The organism is Pseudomonas sp. 22526 (assembly GCF_052044735.1).
In the GTDB taxonomy this organism is placed as follows: domain Bacteria; phylum Pseudomonadota; class Gammaproteobacteria; order Pseudomonadales; family Pseudomonadaceae; genus Aquipseudomonas; species Aquipseudomonas piscium.
In genome coordinates this window covers 101,749-122,729 of sequence record NZ_JBQENK010000002.1, presented here as the reverse complement: position 1 = coordinate 122,729, position 20,981 = coordinate 101,749, and the positions used below count along the sequence as shown (strand labels likewise).

Here is a 20,981-nt window from a genome sequence, read left to right as displayed (position 1 = left end):
TAAAGGCAGCGGGTTGCTCCGACTTTCGGCTGCTTGTGTGCGCTGTGTCGGCTGTGTATCTTGATCAGCCTTTGGCCGTTTGGGCGGCCACTATCCCATTTCCGAGATTGGCCCCACGAGGCGAATCCGAGCGTTTCTAAATAAAAAATTGAGGAGCACATCGATGCGCGTAATTCTGCTGGGAGCTCCCGGGGCCGGTAAAGGTACTCAGGCAAAGTTCATCACTGAAAAATTCGGCATTCCGCAAATCTCCACTGGCGACATGCTGCGCGCAGCGGTCAAGGCCGGCACCGAGCTGGGCCTGAAAGCCAAGAGCGTGATGGACGCCGGCGGCCTGGTTTCCGATGACCTGATCATCAACCTGGTCAAGGAACGCATCAGCCAGGCGGATTGCGCCAAGGGTTTCCTGTTCGACGGCTTCCCGCGCACCATTCCTCAGGCCGAAGCGCTGGTCAAAGCCGGCGTCGAACTGGACAACGTGGTCGAAATCGCCGTCGATGACGAAGAGATCGTCCAGCGTATCGCCGGTCGCCGTGTACACGAGGCCTCCGGCCGCGTTTACCACACTGTCTACAATCCGCCGAAAATCGCCGGTAAAGACGACATCACCGGTGAAGACCTGATCCAGCGTAAAGACGACACCGAAGAAACCGTGCGTCATCGCCTGTCGGTCTACCACTCCCAGACCAAGCCGCTGGTGGAGTTCTACCAGGGCCTGGCCTCCAACCAGGGCAAGCCGAAGTACAGCCACATCGCGGGCGTCGGTTCGGTCGAGTCGATCACCGGCAAGGTGCTCGAAGCGCTGAGCTGAGTCGGATCTGCTTCATCTTCAACGGCCCGCTTGCGGGCCGTTGCTGTTTATAATGCGTCACTTTTTTCAACTCCCTCTGCCTTATGGAAACATCGATGAGCACCTTGCTGGCCCTGGACACCGCGACTGAAGCCTGCTCGGTTGCCTTGCTGCATGACGGCAAGGTGACGAGCCACTACGAGGTGATCCCGCGCCTGCATGCGCAGAAACTGCTGCCGATGATCCAGAAGCTGCTGGCCGATGCCGGCATCAGCCTGCAGGCCGTCGATGCCATTGCCTTCGGTCGCGGGCCGGGGGCCTTTACCGGTGTGCGGATCGCCATCGGCGTGGTGCAGGGCCTGGCCTTCGCCCTGGAACGCCCGGTGCTGCCGGTGTCGAACCTGGCGGTGCTGGCGCAGCGGGCGTTGCGCGAACACGGCGCGACCCAGGTGGCCGCCGCCATCGATGCGCGGATGGATGAGGTCTACTGGGGCTGCTACCGCGAAGTGGCTGGCGAGATGCGCCTGGCAGGGGCCGAAGCGGTGCTGCCGCCAGAGGCTGCCGTGTTGCCGGCGGACGCCAGCGGCGACTGGTTCGGCGCGGGCACCGGCTGGGGCTACGCCGAACGTATCGGCGTTGAGCTCAGCGGCCAGGACGCGGGCATGCTGCCTCACGCCGAAGATCTGCTGACCTTGGCGCGATTTGCCTGGGAACGCGGCGAGGCGATCCCGGCGGATCAGGCGCAACCGGTGTACCTGCGGGACAAGGTGGCGACGCCGAAGGCGCGCTGAGCGCGCTACAGGGCTATCTGCCAGCACGGATCCGTGCGATGAGTGTGCCAATCGTCAGGTTTTCGTGGGCGTTTCCGGCCGCTTTTAAACCTTTTGCATTTTCTGTGTTCTAGTTATCACTCGGGCATTTGCGTAGTCGGCTAGGTGCCGCTAAATTGCCATCATTGATATCGAGCATGTGATTATGCGCATAGACGGCATTTCCTCTCAGTCCTACCCCATCAAGCGCAAGCCTCGCAAAGGCGGCGTGCTGCTGGACGACTCGCTGGAGGACGCAGATGCCGTCGAAGTCCAACCCGAGACTCCTGCCCAGACGCGTTCCCAGTCCGCCGGGAGCACCAGCAATCTCCCCGCCCGTCCGCAGGACATGATCTTCCACCGCGCCATGAAAAGAAGCGTGGCCAATGCCCTGGCCAGCTACCTGACCACCGCCGGTTTCGTCGATTGGGATATGGAAGTGACGGGTCTCGACCTGCATATCTGATGTTGCTGCCTTATTACCTCGGTTGCCCTTCCTGGAGCGAAAACGCCTGGCGTGAGTACCTGTACCCGGAAAGCGCGCGCCCGACGGATTTTCTCGGCCTGTATTGCCAGGTCTTCAATGCCGTGGAAGGCAACACCACCTTCTACGCGCGCCCCGCGGAGGCCACGGTGCAGCGCTGGGCGCAGACCATGCCCGAGCATTTTCGCTTCACCGCCAAGTTTCCCGGTGACATCAGCCATGGCGGCGATCTGCGCGAGCAGCTGGGCGCGGCCGAGAGCTTCCTGCAGTTGCTCAGCCCGCTGGGCGAGCGTGTTTCGCCGCTGTGGCTGCAGCTGCCCGCGAGCTTCACGCCACAACGCCTGGCCGAGCTGGCGGGCTTTATCGATGGCTTGGAGCGACCATTGGCGGTGGAAGTCCGGCATCGGGATTTCTTCGCCAAGGGCGATGCCGAGCGCATGCTCAATCGCCTGTTGCTGGATCGCGGCGTGGAACGGATCTGCCTCGACCCGCGCGCCTTGTTCAGTTGCACCTCCAGCGAGCCGTCGGTGCTCCATGCACAATCGAAGAAGCCCAAGGTGCCGCCACGCCCGGCCGCCTTCACTCAGTTTCCCCAGGTGCGCTTTATCGGCCATCCGCAGCTCGAGGCCAACGATCCGTTCCTGGTGCCCTGGATCGACAAGGTCGCCGGCTGGATCGAGGAAGGGCGAACTCCCTACGTCTTCCTGCACACCGCCGATAATCGCCTGGCCGCCGAGCTGGCGCGGCGTTTCCACGCGCGCCTGATGGCGCGTCTGCCTGGATTGCCGGCCTTGCCTGAGCTATACAGAGAGCCCGCCGCGGAGCAACTCGGCTTGCTCTGAGGCGGAATCATTTCCCTGCCCAGGAGTCCGCCAATGGATGCGCAAACCCTTCGTGCCCAAACCTTCAAGGCCCTGCATGAGCGTGATCGGGCGTTCGTGATTCCCAACCCCTGGGACGCGGGCTCCGCCAAGATGCTGGCCAGCCTCGGCTTCGAGGCCCTGGCGACCACCAGCGCCGGTTTCGCGTTCTCCCTGGGGCGCCCCGACGCTGAAGGCGCCTTGTCCCTGGAGGACACCCTGGGCAACGTTCGCGCCATAGTCGGGGCCAGCAGCCTGCCAGTGGCGGTGGACCTGGAAAACGGTTTTTCCGACAGCCCCGAAGGCTGTGCCCGGACCCTGCGCCAAGCGGCCGCCAGCGGGGCGGTGGGCGGCTCCATCGAAGACGCCACGGGGCGGGCCGATGATCCGATCTATGACTTCAACCTGGCGGTCGAGCGTATCGAGGCCTCGGTCGCCGCGGTGCGGCAATTGCCTTTTCCCTTTGTGCTCACGGCGCGGGCGGAGAACCTGCTGCATGGCCGGCAGGATCTGCCGGACACCATTCGCCGCCTGCAAGCCTACGCCGAGGCCGGCGCCGATGTGCTGTATGCACCTGGGCTGAGCTCGGCGCAGGAAATCATCGCGGTGGTCCGGGCGGTGGCGCCGAAGCCGGTCAACGTGCTGATGTCGGGCGGCCTGAAATTGACCCTGGCGCAGTTGAGCGAACTGGGGGTGAAGCGGATCAGCGTCGGTTCGGCCCTGGCGCGGGCCGCCTATGGCGCCTTCTACCAGGCGGCGCAGGAAATTCGCGACCACGGCAGCTTCGACTTCGCCGACCGGGCCATACCGTTCGGGCAGATCAACCAGTTGTTCAAGGGCTGAGCGGCCAGGTTGTCGCTGGGCGCTATTGAGGCAGTGGCGGCTTGAGGTTTAGGCGGCGATCCGCAGGTTCTGCAGGATCAGCGGACGCGCCCAGCCGGTATCGAAATCGAACTGTTTCTGTTGCTCGACGAGTTCTTCCGGCGGGAAGGGCGGAAAGGGTTTGTCCAGCAGGTCCATTTCGAATTCGGCAATCGGCAGGTGCAACGGCCGTGGTTGCGGCGCCGGGCTCGGCTCAGGCACAGGCTGGCCGGCATTGAGGACGATGGGGCGCACCCAGCCGCTTTCGAAGTCTTGCTGGCGTTGCTGGGCGACGACTTCTTCCGGCGGGAAGGGCGGGAAGGGTTTGTCCAGCAGCTCGGTCTCGAACTCGGCGATCGGCAGGAACAGCGGCTCCGGCGGGCGGATCTCGGTGTCTTGGACGTCGCAATGGCGCTGGCTGACGATTTGCGTCAGCAGGTCGCTGCCGCCATGGGGTTCGATCGGGCCGTCCACCGCCACCAGAGAGCTGTCGTCAGTGACCTGCGTGCCATCGCCGCGCTGCTCGGCCAGCGCCTGGGCAAAAAAATCCTGCCACAGATGGCTGACGCCGCTCAGTGCCTGGGAATTTTTGAGGCCGTAATCGCCGTGGGGCGATATGACGCCAATGGATAGGCTTCGAATGTCTGACATTTCTCTCGGGTCGACGCTCAGCTCTGGCAAAATGCCGGATAGTTCTTTTATCGGCAGTTTTTGCCGATCATTAATTTTTTGAGCGTGTTTTCAGATGAGTGAGCAACCAGCGGCCTGCCGCATCAAAGTCGAGGCCTTGGCCGAGGCATTCCAGCCGCAGGCGGCGCACTGGGCCGAGCGACTGGGGCTGCCATTGCAGATCGACGAGGCGGAGTTCGCCCTGCAGGTCGGCGAGCAGGGCTTGCAGCTGCAGCAGCTCGGGGCCGACGCGCCAGGGCCGGTGCGGGTGGACTTTGTCGAAGGCGGCGCGGCGCACCGGCGGCTGTACGGTGGTGGTAGCGGGCAGATGATTGCCAAGGCGGTGGGTATCGCCCAGGGCGTGCGCCCGCGAATCCTGGATGCCACGGCGGGGCTGGGCAAGGACGCGTTCGTCCTGGCCAGCCTGGGTTGCGAGATGAGCCTGATCGAGCGCCAGCCATTGATCGGCGCCTTGCTGGAAGACGGCCTGGCCCGGGCTGGCGAGGATTTCGAGGTGGCGCCGATCGTGGCGCGCATGCATCTGCTCAAGGGCAACTCGATCGAGGTGATGCGCAACTGGGAGGGCGAGCCACCCCAGGTGATCTACCTGGATCCGATGTTCCCGCATCGGGAAAAGACCGCGCTGGTGAAGAAGGAAATGCGCCTGTTCCGCCCGCTGGTCGGGGACGACCCGGATGCCCCGGCGCTGCTGGAGGCCGCCCTGGCCCTGGCCAGCCACAGGGTGGTGGTCAAGCGCCCGCGCAAGGCGCCGTGCATCGCCGGCCCCAAGCCGAGCCATGCGCTGGACGGCAAATCCAGCCGTTACGATATCTATCCGAAGAAGGCGCTCAAGGCCTGATAACGGGAAGGCCCTCCGGGCCTTCAATCGCGAGCAAGCTCGCTCCTACAGAGGCTTGCACCATCCCTGTAGGAGCGAGCTTGCTTGCGATGGCTGTCAGGCCGGCTCCGGCCGATACGCCCGCATGAACAACCCTACCACTTCCCGCACATGCTCCTCGGCGGCTGCCTCGCTCAGCGGCTCGCCGCAGCCGTAGAGCAGGCGAAAGTTCGCCGCGCCCTTGAGCAGGCAGAAGAAATGCTCGGCGGCATTACGCGGTTTGTCGATGCTCAGGGCGCCGCTCTGATCGATCCGGGCCAGCAGCCGCTCCATGCCTTGCAGCATGCGCTGCGGTCCGGCCTCGAAGAAGATCTGCGAGAGCTTCGGGTCCTGGCTGCCCAGGGCCAACATCAGGCGATGCAGGTTCAAGGATTCTTCGCTGTTGATCAGCAGGTGAAAGCCCCGGGCGATATTCAGCAACAGGCTTTCGATCGGCATGCCGGCAGGCAGCTCGAAGATCAGCGTCGGCAACTGCTCCTCGCACTTGGCCATCACCGCGGCGGAGAACAGGGTCTCCTTGTCGTTGAAATGGCTGTACACCGTCAGCTTGGAAACACCGGCTTCGGCGGCCACCGCGTCCATGCTGGTGTTGGCGTAGCCGTTGTTCAGGAACAGCGTTTTCGCGGCTTCGAGGATGGCCTGGCGTTTTGCCAGATCCTTGGGGCGGCCGGGGCCGTTTGAGGTGGAAAGATTGTCGGACATTCTTCGCTTTAATACTGGACTGGTGAGTTTGCTATTAATAACATACCCGTCAGTATAATTATTCGAAGCACCCTTAGCGAAAGGTCCCTCACCATGTTCCGCTATGCCTTATCCCTCGCGTTGCCAGTCAGCCTGGCCGTTCTGCTGTCCGCGTGCGGCCACGAAGAAACGGCGCAAACCACCGTTCGCCCGGCCATGGTGGTGCAACCAGAGCCCGCGGCGCAGGCCATGGACAGCTACCCCGGCGAGGTCCGAGCGCGTTACGAACCGGACCTGGCGTTCCGGATCGGGGGCAAGGTCAGCCGACGACTGGTCGATGAGGGGCAGCGGGTGAAGGCCGATCAGCCATTGGCCGAGCTCGATCCGCAAGACGTGCGGCTGCAACTGGAAGCCACCCGGGCCCAGGTGGCGGCGGCCGAAGCCAACCTGAACCTGGTGCGTTCCGAGCGCGACCGCTACAAGACCCTGATGGACCGGCAACTGGTCAGCCGTTCCCAGTACGACAACGCCGAGAACCTGTATCGCTCTGGCCTGGCCCGGCTCAAGCAGATCAAGGCCGAGTTCGACGTGGCCAGCAACCAGGCCGGTTACGCCGTGCTGCGCGCGCCCCAGGATGGCGTCGTGGCCCGGCGCACGGTCGAGGTCGGCCAGGTGGTTGCCGCCGGCCAGACCGTCTTCACCCTCGCCACTGACGGCGAGCGGGAAGTGCTGATCAGCCTGCCGGAGCAGGGCTTTGGCCGTTTCCACATCGGCCAACCGGTGTCGGTGGAGCTGTGGAGCCAGCCCGATCAGCGTTTCGCCGGGCAGATCCGCGAGCTGTCGCCGGCCGCCGATCCACGTTCCCGCACTTTCGCCGCCCGCATCGCCTTTACCGCCGGCAAGGTCCCGGCCGAACTGGGGCAGAGCGCCCGGGTGTTCATCCAGGCCGCGGCCAGTGTGCCCTTGTCGGTGCCGCTGTCGGCGGTGACCGCGGAAAACGGTGCTGCCTATGTCTGGCGGGTCGACGCCAACAACACCCTGAAAAAGACCCCGGTGCGTCTCGGCGCCTTCGGCGAGAAGAGCGTGCCGGTACTCGAAGGCCTCGGCGTCAGCGACTGGGTGGTGGCGGCGGGTGTGCATGTGCTCCATGAGGGGCAGCAGGTACGCCCGGTGGATCGCTCCAACCGCGTGGTCAATCTGGCGGCCAAGGAGTAATCCCCGATGGGTTTCAATCTTTCCGAATGGGCGTTGCGCAACCGCCAGATCGTGCTGTTCCTGATGCTGTTGCTGGCCATTGTCGGGGCGTTGTCCTACACCAAGCTGGGCCAGAGCGAAGACCCGCCCTTCACCTTCAAGGCCATGGTGATCCGCACCAACTGGCCGGGCGCCACGGCCCAGGAGGTTTCCCGGCAGGTCACCGAACGCATCGAAAAGAAGCTGATGGAAACCGGCGAGTACGAGCGCATCGTCTCGTTTTCCCGCCCGGGCGAGTCCCAGGTGACCTTCATGGCGCGCGACTCGATGCACTCGAACCAGATCCCCGAGCTCTGGTATCAGGTGCGCAAGAAGATCAGCGATATCCGCCATACCCTGCCACCGGGTATCCAGGGGCCGTTCTTCAACGACGAGTTCGGCACCACCTTCGGCAATATCTACGCGCTGACCGGCGACGGTTTCGACTACGCGGTGCTCAAGGATTATGCCGACCGCATCCAGATCCAGCTGCAGCGGGTCAAGGACGTGGGCAAGGTCGACCTGCTGGGCCTGCAGGACGAGAAGGTCTGGATCGAGCTGTCGAACGTCAAGCTGGCCACCCTCGGTCTGCCCCTGGCGGCGGTGCAGCAAGCCCTGGAAGAACAGAACGCGGTGTCCACCGCCGGTTTCTTCGAGACCAGCAGCGAGCGCCTGCAATTGCGGGTGTCCGGTAATTTCCAGAGCGTCGAGCAGATCAGCAATTTCCCGATCCGGGTGGCCGACCGCACCTTCCGTATCGGCGATGTGGCGGACGTGCGTCGCGGCTTCAACGATCCACCGGCGCCGCGCATGCGCTTCATGGGCCAGGACGCGATCGGCCTGGCGGTGGCGATGAAGGACGGCGGCGACATCCTGGTGCTGGGCAAGGCACTGGAGCTGGAGTTCGCCCGGATCCAGAAAAACCTTCCCGCCGGCATGGAGCTGCGCAAGGTCTCCGACCAGCCGGCCGCGGTGAAGACCGGCGTCGGCGAGTTCGTCCAGGTGCTGGTGGAAGCCCTGGCGATCGTGTTGCTGGTGAGCTTCTTCTCCCTCGGCGTGCGCACCGGCATGGTGGTGGCCCTGGCGATTCCGCTGGTGCTGGCGATGACCTTCGCCACCATGTATTACCTGGGGATCGGCCTGCACAAGATCTCCCTCGGCGCGCTGGTATTGGCCCTGGGCCTGCTGGTGGACGACGCGATCATCGCGGTGGAGATGATGGCGATCAAGATGGAGCAGGGCTACGACCGGCTCAAGGCCGCCAGCTACGCCTGGACCAGCACAGCCTTCCCGATGCTCACCGGTACCCTGATCACCGCCGCGGGCTTCCTGCCGATCGCCACGGCGCAGTCCGGCACCGGCGAATACACCCGTTCGATCTTCCAGGTGGTGACCATCGCTCTGCTGGCTTCGTGGATCGCCGCGGTGGTGTTCGTGCCCTATCTGGGCGAGAAGCTGCTGCCGGACCTGGCCAAGCTGCACGCGGCCAAGCACGGCAACGGCGACGGCCAGCCCGATCCCTATGGCACGCCGTTCTATCAGCGGGTGCGGCGGATGGTGGAGTGGTGCGTGCGTCGGCGCAAGACCGTGATTGCCCTGACCGTGCTGCTGTTCATTGCCTCGGTGATGCTGTTCCGCTTTGTGCCGCAGCAGTTCTTCCCGGCTTCCGGGCGACTGGAGCTGATGGTCGACCTGAAGCTGGCCGAGGGTGCGTCCCTGAGCAACACCGCCGATCAGGTCAAGCGCCTGGAGGCGATGCTCAAGGATCACGCCGGTATCGATAACTACGTGGCCTACGTCGGCACCGGCTCGCCGCGTTTCTACCTGCCCCTGGACCAGCAACTGCCGGCGGCGAGCTTCGCCCAATTCGTGGTGCTGGCCAAGACCATCGAGGAGCGGGAAAGCCTGCGCAGCTGGCTGATCGAAACCCTCGACGAACAGTTCCCGGCCCTGCGTTCACGGGTCACTCGCCTGGAGAACGGCCCGCCCGTGGGTTACCCGGTGCAGTTCCGCGTCACCGGCGAGCACATCGAAGAAGTGCGGGCCCTGGCGCGCAAGGTAGCGGCCAAGGTGCGCGAGAACCCCCATGTGACCAACGTGCACCTGGATTGGGAAGAGCCGAGCAAGGTGGTCTACCTCAATATCGATCAGGACCGTGCGCGGGCCCTGGGCGTGAGCACGGCCAACCTGGCGAAGTTCCTGCAAAGCTCGCTGACCGGCTCCAGCGTCAGCCAGTACCGCGAAGACAACGAGTTGATCGAGATCCTGCTGCGCGGGACCTTGCATGAACGTACCGAGCTGTCGCTGCTGTCGAGCCTGGCGGTGCCCACCGACAACGGCAAGAGCGTGGCGTTGTCGCAGGTCGCGACCCTGGAGTACGGCTTCGAGGAAGGCATCATCTGGCACCGCAACCGCCTGCCCAACGTCACGGTGCGGGCCGATATCTATGGCAAGGAACAACCGGCGACCCTGGTGCAGCAGATCCTGCCGACCCTGGAGCCGATCCGCGCCGAACTGCCGGACGGTTACCTGCTGGACGTCGGCGGCACCGTGGAAGACTCGGCCCGCGGGCAGAACTCGGTGAAGGCCGGCGTGCCGCTGTTCATCGTGGTGGTGCTGACCCTGCTGATGCTGCAACTGCGCAGCTTCTCGCGCACGGCGATGGTGTTCCTCACCGCGCCGCTGGGGCTGATCGGCGTGACCCTGTTCCTGATGGTGTTCCGCCAGCCGTTCGGCTTCGTGGCCATGCTCGGCACCATCGCGCTGTCGGGGATGATCATGCGCAACTCGGTGATCCTGGTGGATCAGATCGAGCAGGACATCGCTGCCGGGCTCAAGCCGTGGCAGGCAATCATCGAGGCGACGGTAAGGCGCTTCCGGCCGATAGTGCTGACCGCGCTGGCGGCGGTGCTGGCGATGATCCCGCTGTCACGCAGCGTGTTCTTCGGGCCGATGGCGGTGGCGATCATGGGCGGGCTGATTGTGGCGACGGCGCTGACCCTGCTGTTCTTGCCGGCGTTGTATGCGGCCTGGTTTCGGGTCAAGAAAACCTGATTCATTCCTGTAGGAGCGAAGCTTGCTCGCGATGGATATCAAGGATAACGCGGNTTCTTGAGTTCATCGCGAGCAAGCTTCGCTCCTACAGGGGATAGGGTAGGGGTTACAGGGTACCGAACACCTTCTTCGCCAGGCTGGTGGCCGCTGCCGCCGGGTTCTCGCGAATGGTCGCTTCCTGCTTGCCGATCATCTCGAACAGGCCGTTGAGCGCCTGTTCGGTCACGTAGCCTTCGATATTCGCGTTCTTCGCATCCAGCACGCCCAGGGTGGCGGCCTGGCCGGCGAAGGCGTTGTACTGCTGGGCCAGGCCCACCTTGTCGGTGGCCTGCTTGACGATTGGCAGGAACTTCACGCGGATCTGCTCGCGGCTGGTCTTGCTCAGGTACTGGGTGGCGGAATCCTTGCCACCGCTGAGAATGCCCTTGGCGTCCTCCACGCTCATCTTCTTCACGGCATCCACCAGCAGCGCCTGGGCCTGCGGCACGGCGGCCTCGGCGGCCTTGTTCATGCTGGTCTCGAGTTCCTCGACCTGGGCGCCCATGCCGAACTGCTTCATTTTCTTCGCCACTTTGCCGAGGTTGCCCGGCAGTTCGATGCGCACGTCCGGGTTGTTGCTGAAACCGCCGGCGGTGCCCAACTGTTTGACCGCGACCTGGGCACCCTGGGTCAGGGCATCCTTGAGGCCGCCGGTGGCGTCTTGTTGCGACAGGTCGCCGAGGGACAGCGCCAGGGCGCTGGCGGAGATCAGCAGGCCGGCGCACAGGCTGGTGAAGCGAAGGGAAGAACGGAGCATGGCAGCTTCCTTGTTCGAGAAAAGGGATTAACGAACCGCGTCGACGCGGATTTTCAGCGGTTGCGGATCGCTGCCGTCGAGTTTCACTCCGTTGTGCTCGGTGGTGATGAACAGCAGTTTGCCGGCCACTTCGATCCGCGCGCTGACCGAATAACGGTGCCCGGGCTTGACCTGGGCCGGGTCGTAGCTGAGGTGGAAGGGCAGCGGCACCTGGCCTTTGACCGGGCCCTTCTGTTCGGCCAGCAGCACCGCGGGAGCGTCGGCCAGCGACACGTCCTGCAGGCTGACGCTCAGGGTGGCGGCCGGCGGCAGGGCGATGCGTTGCAGGTAGAAGACTTCGCCATCGAGGCTGGCTTTGCTGGCAGGTTGCATGCTGTTACAGGCCCCGAGCAGGGTGGCAAGGGCGAGCAGGCTGAGCTTTTTCATGACGGATCTCCGTATCGGGGGGCGCCAGAAACCGCCTGGCGCCGATAAGAATCTAGTCGCTTTGCTGCGGAGCAGCGACCTGTTCGGCGGCATCTTCGCTGCGATGCAGGGCCACCTGGCGGATCGACAGGCGAATCTCCGCCGGCAGCACGCGCTTGGCCGCGCCTTCGGCCAGTTCGCCGAGCAGTTCGTGGTAGCTCAGCTTGCCGGCTTCGTCGCGGCGCAGCACGTCCTGCTCCAGCAAGGTCTGGATGAAGTGGCGGAACAGGCTCTTGTCGAAGAACTCCGGGGCATTCAGGCCGTGCAGGATCGACAGGCGCTGGGCCATGACCGTGCACAGGTCTTCCAGCTCTTCGGCGCTGATGCTGCGCTGGCCGCTGTTGAGCAGCAGCGAGATGGCCATGTAGAAGCGCTGCAGGGTCTGGGCGATGCTCTTGGACAGCAGGGTCAGCAGCACGAAGTGCCGCGAACTTGGCGCCGGGCGCAGGTACAGGTCTTTCTCGAAGCGCAGCAGGCCTTGCTCGACGAAGGCCTCCAGCCATTGGTCGATCACCCCGTCCAGCTCGTCCAGGGACCAGCGGATGAACAGCTCCGACTGCAAGTAGGGGTAGAGCGCGCGGGTGTAGCGCAGGATCTGTTCGCGGCTCATGCGCGACGAGCTCTGGAAGAAGCTCGCCAGCAACGCCGGCAGGGCGAAGATGTGCAGCACGTTGTTGCGGTAGTAGGTCATCAGGACGGCGTTCTGCTCGTCCAGGTAGAGGATCTTGCCCAGGGCATCGCTCTGCTCGGACAGCAGGTCCATGTCCTTCACGTGCTCGATCAAGGCCTGGCCATCGCCTTCCGGCAGGGTGGTGTGAGGCGAGTAGGGAACCTTGCGCAGCAGCGCCAGGTACAGGTCCAGGACCCGGGCCATGGCGCGGTCGTCGAGGGCCAGGCGGCTGGTGGACAGCAGTGCCAGGGCCACCAGGTTGACCGGGTTGATCGCCGCTGCTTCGTTCAGGTGCTGGGCGACTTTTTCACCCAGGCGGTTGGTGGTTTCGTTGAGCCACGCCGGCTTGAACTGCGGGCCCAGCTCCTGGGCGCGCCAGCCCGGCTGTTCCTGGTCGAGGAACTCGGCCAGCTTGATCGGCTCGCCGAAGTTCACCGCCACCTGGCCGAAGCGCTGCTTGAGGGCGCCGATGACCTTGAAGATGTCGAAGATCGACTCTTTCTTCTTGCTCGCGCCGCGCAGTTCGCCCAGGTAGGTGCGGCCTTCCAGCACGCGCTCGTAGCCGATGTACACCGGCACGAAGACGATCGGCATGCGCGAGGAGCGCAGGAAGCTGCGCAGGGTGATGGCCAGCATCCCGGTTTTCGGTTGCAGCATGCGCCCGGTGCGCGAGCGCCCGCCTTCGACGAAGTACTCCACCGGGAACCCCTTGGTGAACAGGGTGTGCAGGTATTCGTTGAACACCGAGGTGTAGAGCGGGTTGCCCTTGAAGGTGCGGCGCATGAAGAACGCGCCGCCGCGGCGCAGCAGGCTGCCGATCACCGGCATGTTCAGGTTGATCCCGGCGGCGATGTGCGGCGGGGTCAGGCCGTTGCGGAACAGCAGGTAGGACAACAGCAGGTAGTCGATGTGGCTGCGGTGGCAGGGCACGTAGATCACTTCGTGGCCCGGGGCGACTTTCTGCACGCTTTCGATGTGGTTGACCTTGATCCCGTCGTAGATCTTGTTCCAGAACCAGCTCAGCACCACTTCGAGGAAGCGGATCGCGGTGAAGGTGTAGTCCGAGGCGATCTCGTTGCCATAACGCAGGGCCACGGCCTTGGCTTTTTCCGGGGAGATTTTTTCCCGTTCGGCTTCGTCGAGGATCGCCTGCTTGACCAGCGGCTGGTTCAGCAGGCCCTTGACCAGGTTGCGGCGGTGGGAAATGTCCGGGCCGATCACCGCGGCCTTCAGGTTGCGGAAATGCACGCGCAGGATGCGCTGGGCCATGCGCACGGTGCGTTCGTGGCCCTTGTTGTGCTCGATCAGCTCGCGCAGGTGGATCGGCGCGGAGAATTGCACCCGAGTCTTGCGACCCAGGATCATGATGCTCAGCAGCCGGCGCAGGCGCCCGGTGACTGCCCAGCTGTCGGCGAACAGCAGTTTCCACGGGCTCGATTCGCTATCTGGCGACTGGCCCCAGAACACGCTGACCGGAATGATCTGCGCGTCTTCGGCGGCATTCTGGCTCAGGGCGCTGACCAGGCGGGTCAGGGTCGGTGGCGCGCCGCGCTTGTCCTGGCGGCCGAGCCAGTCCGGGGCCGGGGTCAGGTAGAAGAACGCGGCGGGCTCCAGCAGGTTACCCACCGAGACCGGCAGCACCGGGCGCGGCAACCCGGCCTTGGTGCACTCGGTATCGACCACGGCGAGGTCGGTGAGCGAAGGGTTTTGCAGGACGTAGAACACCGGACGGCTGCGGTCGAGGTTGAGGGTGAAGGACGACTGGTTGATCGTCTCCGAGCGAACCCAGAGGTACAACAGTCGGCGCAAGGTGCCAAACACAAGACGGCGGAACGGGGAGCGGGTCATACGGCTTCTGCTTTAGTGGAAAAAACCGAGCAGTTGCTCGGGGCGGCTAGTGTGCCGGATTCACCGAAAATCGGCAAAAAAGCGGCAAACAAGATTGAGTTGAGAGTTTTTGCGCCTGTCATATACTCGCCCGACTGACGCTTGGGCATGTGGGGCCCATCAATAGAAACCCAGGTCCAGGCGAAAGTTCTCACGGCTTCGTTTCAGTAAGCCGACTGATAATAAAAAGACGGAGGATGGATTGATGGCAACTCGCGAGACCGGCAGCGTGAAGTGGTTCAACGACGCCAAGGGCTACGGCTTCATTCAGCGTGAAGGTGGTGCCGATGTATTTGTCCACTACCGTGCTATTCGTGGTGAAGGCCACCGCTCGCTGACCGAAGGGCAGCAGGTTGAATACGCCGTGGTAGAAGGGCAGAAGGGGTTGCAGGCTGAGGATGTAGTGGGCTTGTAAGCGCTGTGCCTTGTAGGAGCGAGGCTTGCCCGCGATAGCGTTGTGTCAGGTAAAACGCTATCGCGAGCAAGCTTCGCTCCTACAGTAAGCAGATTCAGGCGGTACGCCAGGTAATCTCTTCTTCCCCGTCGGCGCTGATGCGAATCCAGCGGTCGGCCGATTCCTCACCTTCTTCCTCGACCCAGCTGCCTGGTGCGCAGCGCACTTCGACGTTCAGCGCGGCGAAGGCGGCGCGGGCGCAGGCGATGTCGTCGTCCCACGGCGTCTGGTCGCTTTCCAGGTACAGGCTGTTCCACTTGCCCACGGCTTTCGGCAGCCAGGTCACCGGCACGCTGCCGGCCTTGCATTTGTAGGTCTGGCCTTTCTGTACCCAGTCGCTGCACGGGCCCAGGGCCGCGCCGAGCCAGGCGGCGATGGCCTTGTGGTCGACGTCGGCGTCTTTCAGGTAAATCTCGATATCCGGTTGGCGCATGGATGTCCTCACTGCGGGTCTGAAAAATCCATTCGCGGATTTATTCGGCCTCGAGACGCTGCTCGGGGCCGTGGATTAATGGGTTACTGCAGAACGAAGTAATCGTAGCGCATCGACACGCTGACCTCGAAGGGCTCGGCCTGCTCGATCACGCTGGCCCGGCGTTCGGCACTGGCGCGCCAGCCGTGGGGCGTCATGGCCAGCAGGTTGGCGCGATCCTGCGGATTACTCAACGTCAGCTTGAAGTCCAGGGTTTCACTGTGTTGCAGGGCCATGCCCGCGGGCACCAGCGCCAGGTGTTTGTCGTCGGTGTACTCGCGGACCTCGTCGTACAGGCGCTCGCGCAATTCCATCAGGTGACCGCTGGTCGGCCCGACCTTCATCAGGCCGCCGCCAGGGCTGAGCAGGCGCTTGGCTTCCTGCCAGTCCAGCGGGCTGAAAACACTGGCGAGGAACTGGCAGCTGGCGTCGGCCAGGGGCACCCGGGCCATGCTGGCGATCAACCAGGTCAACTGCGGGGCACGGCGACAGGCGCGCTTGACCGCTTCCCGGGAGATGTCCAGGGCATAACCGTCCGCCTGGGGCAGGGCTTGGGCGATCTGGGCGGTGTAGTAACCCTCGCCGCAACCGATATCGACCCAGCGCTGCGGGGCGCGCTCGGCGGCCAGTTCGGCCAGGCGCCTGGCCACCGGCGCGTAATGGCCGGCATTGAGAAAGTCGCGGCGGGCTTCGACCATGGCCTGGTTGTCGCCCGGGTCGCGGCTGTTCTTGTGCTGCACCGGCAGCAGGTTCAGGTAACCCTGGCGGGCGCGGTCGAAGCGGTGNGTTGTCGACGGCGCTCAGGGGCGCCGCGCAGATAGGGCAGGCAAGCATCAGGCGAGCAACTTGATCAGGGTCTGGTAGTAGATTTCGGTCAGCACGTCGAGGTCGCTGGCCAGCACTCGCTCATTGACCTGGTGGATGGTGGCGTTGACCGGGCCCAGCTCGACCACCTGGGTGCCGAGGGTGGCGATGAAGCGCCCGTCGGAGGTACCGCCGCTGGTGGAAGCCTTGGTCTCGCGCCCGGTGACGTCCTTGATGCTGGCCGACACCGCGTCGAGCAGGGCGCCCGGCTCGGTGAGGAACGGCAGGCCCGACAGCGCCCACTCTACGTGCCAGTCCAGGCCGTGCTTGTCGAGGATGGTGGCCACGCGCTGTTGCAGGCCTTCGACCGTGGATTCGGTGGAGAAGCGGAAGTTGAACGCCGCCACCAGCTCGCCGGGGATCACGTTGGTCGCGCCGGTGCCGGAATTCAGGTTGGAAATCTGGAAGCTGGTCGGCGGGAAGAAGGCATTGCCGTCGTCCCAATGCTCGGCGGCCAGTTCGGCCAGGGCCGGGGCGGCCAGGTGGATCGGGTTCTTGGCCAGGTGCGGGTAGGCCACGTGGCCCTGCACGCCGCGCACTGTGAGCTTGGCGCCGAGGGAGCCGCGACGGCCGTTCTTGACCACGTCACCGACCAGGCTGGTGCTCGACGGCTCGCCGACGATGCACCAGTCCAGGCGCTCCTTGCGCGCCGCCAGGCGTTCGACCACGGCCTTGGTGCCGTGGTGGGCCGGGCCTTCTTCGTCACTGGTGATCAGGAAGGCCACCGAGCCTTTGTGGTCCGGGTAGTCGGCGACGAAGCGCTCGGTCGCCACCAGCATCGCCGCCAGGCTGCCTTTCATGTCCGCCGCGCCGCGCCCGCAGAGCATGCCGTGCTCGTCGATCAGCGCGTCGAACGGGTCGTTCTGCCAGGCCTGGACCGGGCCGGTCGGTACCACGTCGGTATGGCCGGCGAAACACAGCACCGGGCCTTCGTGCTTGCCATGGGTGGCCCAGAAGTTATCCACATCCTCGATGCGCATCGGCTCCAGCTTGAAGCCGGCATCGCCCAGGCGCTGCATCATCAGCTTCTGGCAGTCGGCGTCGACCGGCGTCACCGACGGGCGGCGGATCAGGTCACAGGCGAGTTGCAGGGTCGGCGAAAGGTCGGCGTGGGCCGTCATGGGGAAACTCCGAAGCTGGGGCAAGGTCAGGCGCTGCTCTTTCTCTGTAGGAGCGAGCTTGCTCGCGATGGACGCAAGAGCGGCGCAGTGCATCAGGGCTGCGCGTTATTCTTGATATCTATCGCGAGCAAGCTCGCTCCTACAGAGGCGGCGGCGGGCGAGGCGCGCAAAATGGCGGATATCTTAAAGCAAAACGGCGGCCAGAGGCCGCCGTTTAGTGCTTTGCTGCGATTTATGCAGCCGCCACCGGCGCGCTTTCGGCAGCGGGTTTTGGCAGCGACGACAGGAAGGCCATGACCAGCGCCGCCACATAGGGCAGCGACTGCACCAGCAGCATGGTCACCCAGAAGCGCATGTCGTTGCTCGGCAGCCCACCCTGCACCAGGTAGATGCCCAGCGCCGCGCCCCACAACAGCAGCATGATGAACAGCTCTTCCCGGGCTTCCGAGATCGCCACCCAGAAGCCGTGGTTGTCGGCATTCTTCGGCGTGCGGAAGAACGGAATGCTGCTGGTGAAGAAACCGTACAGCACCGCCTTGGCGATGGTGTGGGACAACGCCAGGCCCGCCACGGCCGCGCAGAACGCGTCCTTGAGGTTGACCCCGACCGCCCGGCGGTAGAGGAAGATGATCTTGCCGACCTTGAACACGAACAGCGCCAGGGGCGGGATCGCGAAGATCAGCAACGGCGGATCGACGCGCTGCGGCACGATGATCATCGCCGCCGACCAGAGCAGGGCGCCGAGGGTGAAGAAGATGTTCATGCCGTCCGCCACCCACGGCAGCCAGCCCGCGAGGAAGTGGTAGCGCTGGCCACGGGTCAGCTCGGTGTCCTTGCCGCGCAGCAGGCTGGCGGTGTGGCGCTTGATGATCTGGATCGCCCCATAGGCCCAGCGGAAACGCTGTTTCTTGAAGTCGATGAAGGTATCCGGCATCAGGCCCTTGCCGTAGCTGGTGTGGTAGTACGCTGCCGACAGGCCTTTCTCGAACACCCGCAGGCCCAGCTCGGCGTCTTCGCAGATGCACCAGTCGGCCCAGCCCAGTTCTTCCAGGACCGAACGCCGGGTCATGGTCATGGTGCCGTGCTGGATGATCGCGTCACGGTCGTTGCGGGTGACCATGCCGATATGGAAGAAGCCTTTGTATTCCGCGTAGCAGAGCTTCTTGAAGGTGCTTTCGTTCTGGTCGCGGTAGTCCTGCGGCGATTGCACCACGGCGATTTTCGGGTCGGCGAAGTGCGGCACCATGTGCTTGAGCCAGTTGCGGTCGACGCAGTAGTCCGAGTCGATCACCGCGATCACTTCGGCGTCCTTGGCGGTGTGCGGGATCAGGTAGTTCAGCGCGCCGCCCTTGAAGCCGGCCAGGGGCGCGACGTGGAAGAACTTGAAGCGCGGGCCGAGGGTTTCGCAATAGGCCTGCACCGGTTCCCAGACCGCCGGGTCCTTGGTGTTGTTGTCGATGATCAGGACTTCGAAGTCCGGATAGTCGAGGTTGGCCAGGGCATTGAGGGTCTGTTTGACCATCTCCGGCGGTTCGTTGTAGCACGGCACGTGGATCGAGACTTTCGGCCGGTAACTGGAGTCGCCCTCAACCGGCAGGAACTCGCGCCGGCGCTTATGCACCCAGACTGCCTCGGCCAGTTCATGGGCCTCGGTGAGCAACACGATGAACACCCCGAGCGCACCCAGGGCGAGCAGGAAGCCTACCGTCAGGCTGAACCAGGTGCTGTATTGCTGGCTGTAGTCGTAGCCGATCCACACCAGCACCGAGCCGCAGAGGAAGGCGATGAAGGTCAGGAAGGTCCGGCCGCGCTGGCGCAGGGCCGAGCCGTCGATCATCAGCAGGGTCAGGGACAGCAGCGCCAGGACCACCGAACCGATGGCCAGCACGCGCCATTGCGGGATCGCCACCACCGGGCCTTCGAAGTTGAACTTCTGCTGGCGCGCGGCGTTGAACACGCCCCAGTAGGCGCCCACCGAACCTTCGTCGCTGGCCTTCCACGGCTGGTCGAAGGCTTCGATCACGAAGTAGTTGTAGCCCTGGCGGTTGAGCTTGTTGACCAGGTTACGCAGGTAGATCGCCTGATCCGCCGGGCTGGCGTCGGCGCCGCCACGCATGCGGCCGTTGCTCGGCCAGCCCACTTCGGACAGCAGCAGCGGTTTTTTCGGGAACATCTTCTTCAGGTCGCGGGCACGGTCGAGGACGAACTGCCCGGCCTTGTCCATCGGGATGAATTCCCAGTAGGGCAGGACGTGGGCGGCGATCAGGTCGACGTGCTGGGCCAGTTCCGGGTGTTCTTCCCAGACGTGCCACTGTTCGGACGTGGTGACCGGCACCTTGACCGCGGCGCGCACGCGATCGAGCAGCACGCTCAACTGGTCGGCGGTGATTTCCTTGCGGAAGATCGCTTCGTTACCGACCACCACGCGCACCACACTGCGCGAGTTGTTGGCGATGTCGATGGCGCGGGTGATTTCACGCTCGTTGCGCTCCAGGTCCGGGCTGATCCAGATCCCCAGGGTCACGCGCAGGCCGAACTCTTCCGCCAGCTTGGGGATGTTCTCCAGCGTGCCGTCGACCGAGTAGGTCCGAATGTTGTCGGTCAGCTTGCTCATGATCTCCAGGTCGCGACGCATTTCATCGTCGGTCGGGAACTGGTCTTTCTGCGGGAACTGGCCCAGCTGGAAAGGCGAGTAGGAAAAGCCGGAGATTTGTGCAGGCCAATTGGGGGCGGAGACCGGGCGGTTGACCAGTGCCCAGAAGCCGGTGAACAGGGCGGCGATTGCCAGAACCACCACCAGGTTGAGTCCAAATTTACGCGATGACATAGCTATTTCGGGTTCCAAAGGGTGTGGAACGGGGGGACGGTCGGCATGCGCCAAGCGGCGCGCATCCTACACTGGCCTTCGACTGAGCGTACAGCGCACAGGGGAAGGCCGCAGATTGGGCAATCCAACTCGATTTAAGTTCTCGGCGACGGAATTTTCAGATTGTTCCACTTATTAAAGCAGCCCCGACTGCCATTCATAGGGCAAAGATGCTCTTGGCGGGCATCGGCCCTATAATGCGCGCCGGTTTTTGGGGTAATGGTCATGAGTACAGAAGATCCGCGGTTTGCTGGCGTCGCCCGTTTGTATGGCATCGAGGGGCTGGAACGCTTGCGCGCCGCCCATGTGGCGATCGTCGGGGTCGGCGGTGTCGGCTCCTGGGCGGCGGAAGCCATTGCCCGTTGCGGCGTGGGCGAGATCTCGCTGTTCGACCTGGACGACGTCTGCGTCAGCAACAGCAATCGGCAGTTGCACGCCCTGGACAGCACGGTGGGCAAGGCCAAGGTCGAGGTCATGGCCGAGCGCCTGCGCGGGATCAATCCGCACTGCACCGTGCATGCGGTGGCGGACTTCGTCACCCGCGAGACCATGGCCGAATACATCACGCCGAACATCGACTGCGTGATCGACTGCATCGACAGCGTCAACGCCAAGGCGGCGCTGATCGCCTGGTGCAAGCGGCGCAAGATCCAGATCATCACCACCGGCGGTGCGGGCGGGCAGATCGACCCGACGCTGATCCAGGTCTGCGACCTGAACCGGACCTTCAACGACCCGCTGGCCTCGAAGGTGCGCTCGACCCTGCGCCGCGACTACGGCTTTTCCCGCACCGTGACCCGTCACTACAGCGTGCCTTGTGTGTTTTCCACCGAGCAGCTGCGCTACCCGAAACCGGACGGCAGCATCTGCCTGCAGAAGAGCTTTGTCGGCGATGGTGTGAAGCTCGACTGCGCCGGCGGTTTTGGCGCGGTGATGATGGTGACCGCGACCTTCGGCATGGTCGCGGCGACCAAGGCGGTGGACAAGCTGGTGGCCGGCGTGCGGCGCCCGGCGGACAGAGTCAAACCCGCATGATTCTGTAGGAGC

The 20,981-nt window shown here is 64.2% G+C and carries 18 protein-coding genes and 1 pseudogene; 10 read left to right on the top strand and 9 right to left on the bottom strand.

Annotation, left to right across the window (positions count from 1 at the left end; genetic code table 11):
- Positions 1–163 precede the first annotated feature (163 nt).
- The 5 genes from adk to ACTJKT_RS02920 all read left to right on the top strand — a co-directional run bounded on the left by adk (position 164) and on the right by ACTJKT_RS02920 (position 3,786).
- Positions 164–811, top strand: a complete 648-nt coding sequence (gene adk, locus ACTJKT_RS02940) for an adenylate kinase (RefSeq protein WP_440786132.1) — start codon at positions 164–166, stop codon at positions 809–811.
- A gap of 95 nt (positions 812–906) precedes the next feature.
- Positions 907–1,581 (top strand): tRNA (adenosine(37)-N6)-threonylcarbamoyltransferase complex dimerization subunit type 1 TsaB, encoded by a 675-nt coding sequence (gene tsaB, locus ACTJKT_RS02935; protein WP_440786131.1) that lies wholly within the window; start codon positions 907–909, stop codon positions 1,579–1,581.
- Between the two features lie 184 nt (positions 1,582–1,765).
- A complete protein-coding gene (locus tag ACTJKT_RS02930) occupies positions 1,766–2,065 on the top strand; it encodes a hypothetical protein (RefSeq protein ID WP_440786344.1) in 300 nt (99 codons plus the stop codon).
- Positions 2,065–2,925 carry a DUF72 domain-containing protein gene (locus ACTJKT_RS02925; protein WP_440786130.1) on the top strand — a complete coding sequence of 287 codons (861 nt, stop codon included), beginning with the start codon at positions 2,065–2,067 and terminating at the stop codon, positions 2,923–2,925. Before ACTJKT_RS02930 ends, ACTJKT_RS02925 begins: the two co-directional genes overlap by 1 nt.
- Before the next feature lie 33 nt (positions 2,926–2,958).
- The gene (locus tag ACTJKT_RS02920; protein ID WP_440786129.1) at positions 2,959–3,786 is read left to right on the top strand and encodes an isocitrate lyase/PEP mutase family protein; all 828 of its coding nucleotides are present in this window, start codon (positions 2,959–2,961) and stop codon (positions 3,784–3,786) included.
- 48 nt (positions 3,787–3,834) lie between these two features.
- On the opposite strand, the gene ACTJKT_RS02915 is transcribed toward ACTJKT_RS02920, so the two are convergent.
- Complete coding sequence (locus tag ACTJKT_RS02915) at positions 3,835–4,455, bottom strand: energy transducer TonB (protein ID WP_440786128.1); 621 nt, start codon at positions 4,453–4,455, stop codon at positions 3,835–3,837.
- A 94-nt stretch (positions 4,456–4,549) separates the two neighbouring features.
- Between ACTJKT_RS02915 and ACTJKT_RS02910 the strand changes: the two genes are divergently transcribed.
- Positions 4,550–5,332, top strand: a complete 783-nt coding sequence (locus ACTJKT_RS02910) for a class I SAM-dependent methyltransferase (RefSeq protein WP_009047192.1) — start codon at positions 4,550–4,552, stop codon at positions 5,330–5,332.
- Between the two features lie 96 nt (positions 5,333–5,428).
- On the opposite strand, the gene ACTJKT_RS02905 is transcribed toward ACTJKT_RS02910, so the two are convergent.
- Entirely contained in the window at positions 5,429–6,073 is a 645-nt protein-coding gene (locus tag ACTJKT_RS02905) for a TetR/AcrR family transcriptional regulator (protein ID WP_440786127.1), read from the bottom strand.
- Between the two features lie 93 nt (positions 6,074–6,166).
- On the opposite strand from ACTJKT_RS02905, the gene ACTJKT_RS02900 reads away from it, so the two are divergent.
- Positions 6,167–7,267, top strand: coding sequence for an efflux RND transporter periplasmic adaptor subunit (locus ACTJKT_RS02900; RefSeq protein ID WP_440786126.1), 1,101 nt, complete (start codon positions 6,167–6,169; stop codon positions 7,265–7,267).
- Positions 7,268–7,273: 6 nt separating this feature from the next.
- A complete protein-coding gene (locus ACTJKT_RS02895) occupies positions 7,274–10,339 on the top strand; it encodes an efflux RND transporter permease subunit (RefSeq protein ID WP_440786125.1) in 3,066 nt (1,021 codons plus the stop codon).
- 106 nt (positions 10,340–10,445) lie between these two features.
- On the opposite strand, the gene ACTJKT_RS02890 is transcribed toward ACTJKT_RS02895, so the two are convergent.
- From ACTJKT_RS02890 to plsB, 3 genes are read right to left on the bottom strand one after another with little or no spacing between them, the layout of a single operon-like run.
- Positions 10,446–11,135 carry a DUF4197 domain-containing protein gene (locus ACTJKT_RS02890; RefSeq protein ID WP_440786124.1) on the bottom strand — a complete coding sequence of 230 codons (690 nt, stop codon included), beginning with the start codon at positions 11,133–11,135 and terminating at the stop codon, positions 10,446–10,448.
- Between the two features lie 27 nt (positions 11,136–11,162).
- On the bottom strand, positions 11,163–11,561 hold the full coding sequence (locus ACTJKT_RS02885) for a YbaY family lipoprotein (RefSeq protein WP_440786123.1): 399 nt from the start codon (positions 11,559–11,561) through the stop codon (positions 11,163–11,165).
- Positions 11,562–11,613: 52 nt separating this feature from the next.
- Positions 11,614–14,118: a glycerol-3-phosphate 1-O-acyltransferase PlsB gene (gene plsB, locus ACTJKT_RS02880; protein WP_440786122.1), complete on the bottom strand. Its 2,505-nt coding sequence runs from the start codon at positions 14,116–14,118 to the stop codon at positions 11,614–11,616.
- Between the two features lie 244 nt (positions 14,119–14,362).
- On the opposite strand from plsB, the gene ACTJKT_RS02875 reads away from it, so the two are divergent.
- Entirely contained in the window at positions 14,363–14,572 is a 210-nt protein-coding gene (locus ACTJKT_RS02875; RefSeq protein WP_007927922.1) for a cold-shock protein, read from the top strand.
- Between the two features lie 94 nt (positions 14,573–14,666).
- Here ACTJKT_RS02875 and ACTJKT_RS02870 read toward each other — a convergent pair whose 3' ends face one another.
- The 4 genes and pseudogenes from ACTJKT_RS02870 to ACTJKT_RS02855 form a co-directional block, all read right to left on the bottom strand.
- The gene (locus tag ACTJKT_RS02870) at positions 14,667–15,044 is read right to left on the bottom strand and encodes a hypothetical protein (RefSeq protein ID WP_007927921.1); all 378 of its coding nucleotides are present in this window, start codon (positions 15,042–15,044) and stop codon (positions 14,667–14,669) included.
- Between the two features lie 83 nt (positions 15,045–15,127).
- Positions 15,128–15,917 (bottom strand): annotated as a pseudogene (locus ACTJKT_RS02865) (putative RNA methyltransferase).
- Positions 15,917–17,068, bottom strand: a complete 1,152-nt coding sequence (gene dapE / locus ACTJKT_RS02860) for a succinyl-diaminopimelate desuccinylase (RefSeq protein WP_440786121.1) — start codon at positions 17,066–17,068, stop codon at positions 15,917–15,919. Before dapE ends, ACTJKT_RS02865 begins: the two are co-directional and overlap by 1 nt.
- 232 nt (positions 17,069–17,300) lie before the next feature.
- Positions 17,301–19,895, bottom strand: a complete 2,595-nt coding sequence (locus ACTJKT_RS02855; RefSeq protein WP_440786120.1) for a glycosyltransferase — start codon at positions 19,893–19,895, stop codon at positions 17,301–17,303.
- 264 nt (positions 19,896–20,159) lie between these two features.
- Between ACTJKT_RS02855 and tcdA the strand changes: the two genes are divergently transcribed.
- Complete coding sequence (gene tcdA / locus ACTJKT_RS02850) at positions 20,160–20,969, top strand: tRNA cyclic N6-threonylcarbamoyladenosine(37) synthase TcdA (RefSeq protein ID WP_440786119.1); 810 nt, start codon at positions 20,160–20,162, stop codon at positions 20,967–20,969.
- Positions 20,970–20,981 lie beyond the last annotated feature (12 nt).

Coding starts and splice junctions, on each gene's coding strand:
- ACTJKT_RS02875 (WP_007927922.1), top strand. CDS start 14,363: ATGGCAACTCGCGAGACCGGCAGCGTGAAGTGGTTCAACGACGCCAAG.
- ACTJKT_RS02930 (WP_440786344.1), top strand. CDS start 1,766: ATGCGCATAGACGGCATTTCCTCTCAGTCCTACCCCATCAAGCGCAAG.
- ACTJKT_RS02870 (WP_007927921.1), bottom strand. CDS start 15,044: ATGCGCCAACCGGATATCGAGATTTACCTGAAAGACGCCGACGTCGAC.
- ACTJKT_RS02900 (WP_440786126.1), top strand. CDS start 6,167: ATGTTCCGCTATGCCTTATCCCTCGCGTTGCCAGTCAGCCTGGCCGTT.
- adk (WP_440786132.1), top strand. CDS start 164: ATGCGCGTAATTCTGCTGGGAGCTCCCGGGGCCGGTAAAGGTACTCAG.
- tcdA (WP_440786119.1), top strand. CDS start 20,160: ATGAGTACAGAAGATCCGCGGTTTGCTGGCGTCGCCCGTTTGTATGGC.
- ACTJKT_RS02920 (WP_440786129.1), top strand. CDS start 2,959: ATGGATGCGCAAACCCTTCGTGCCCAAACCTTCAAGGCCCTGCATGAG.
- ACTJKT_RS02910 (WP_009047192.1), top strand. CDS start 4,550: ATGAGTGAGCAACCAGCGGCCTGCCGCATCAAAGTCGAGGCCTTGGCC.
- ACTJKT_RS02895 (WP_440786125.1), top strand. CDS start 7,274: ATGGGTTTCAATCTTTCCGAATGGGCGTTGCGCAACCGCCAGATCGTG.
- ACTJKT_RS02905 (WP_440786127.1), bottom strand. CDS start 6,073: ATGTCCGACAATCTTTCCACCTCAAACGGCCCCGGCCGCCCCAAGGAT.
- ACTJKT_RS02915 (WP_440786128.1), bottom strand. CDS start 4,455: ATGTCAGACATTCGAAGCCTATCCATTGGCGTCATATCGCCCCACGGC.
- ACTJKT_RS02855 (WP_440786120.1), bottom strand. CDS start 19,895: ATGTCATCGCGTAAATTTGGACTCAACCTGGTGGTGGTTCTGGCAATC.
- tsaB (WP_440786131.1), top strand. CDS start 907: ATGAGCACCTTGCTGGCCCTGGACACCGCGACTGAAGCCTGCTCGGTT.
- dapE (WP_440786121.1), bottom strand. CDS start 17,068: ATGACGGCCCACGCCGACCTTTCGCCGACCCTGCAACTCGCCTGTGAC.
- ACTJKT_RS02885 (WP_440786123.1), bottom strand. CDS start 11,561: ATGAAAAAGCTCAGCCTGCTCGCCCTTGCCACCCTGCTCGGGGCCTGT.
- ACTJKT_RS02890 (WP_440786124.1), bottom strand. CDS start 11,135: ATGCTCCGTTCTTCCCTTCGCTTCACCAGCCTGTGCGCCGGCCTGCTG.
- ACTJKT_RS02925 (WP_440786130.1), top strand. CDS start 2,065: ATGTTGCTGCCTTATTACCTCGGTTGCCCTTCCTGGAGCGAAAACGCC.
- plsB (WP_440786122.1), bottom strand. CDS start 14,118: ATGACCCGCTCCCCGTTCCGCCGTCTTGTGTTTGGCACCTTGCGCCGA.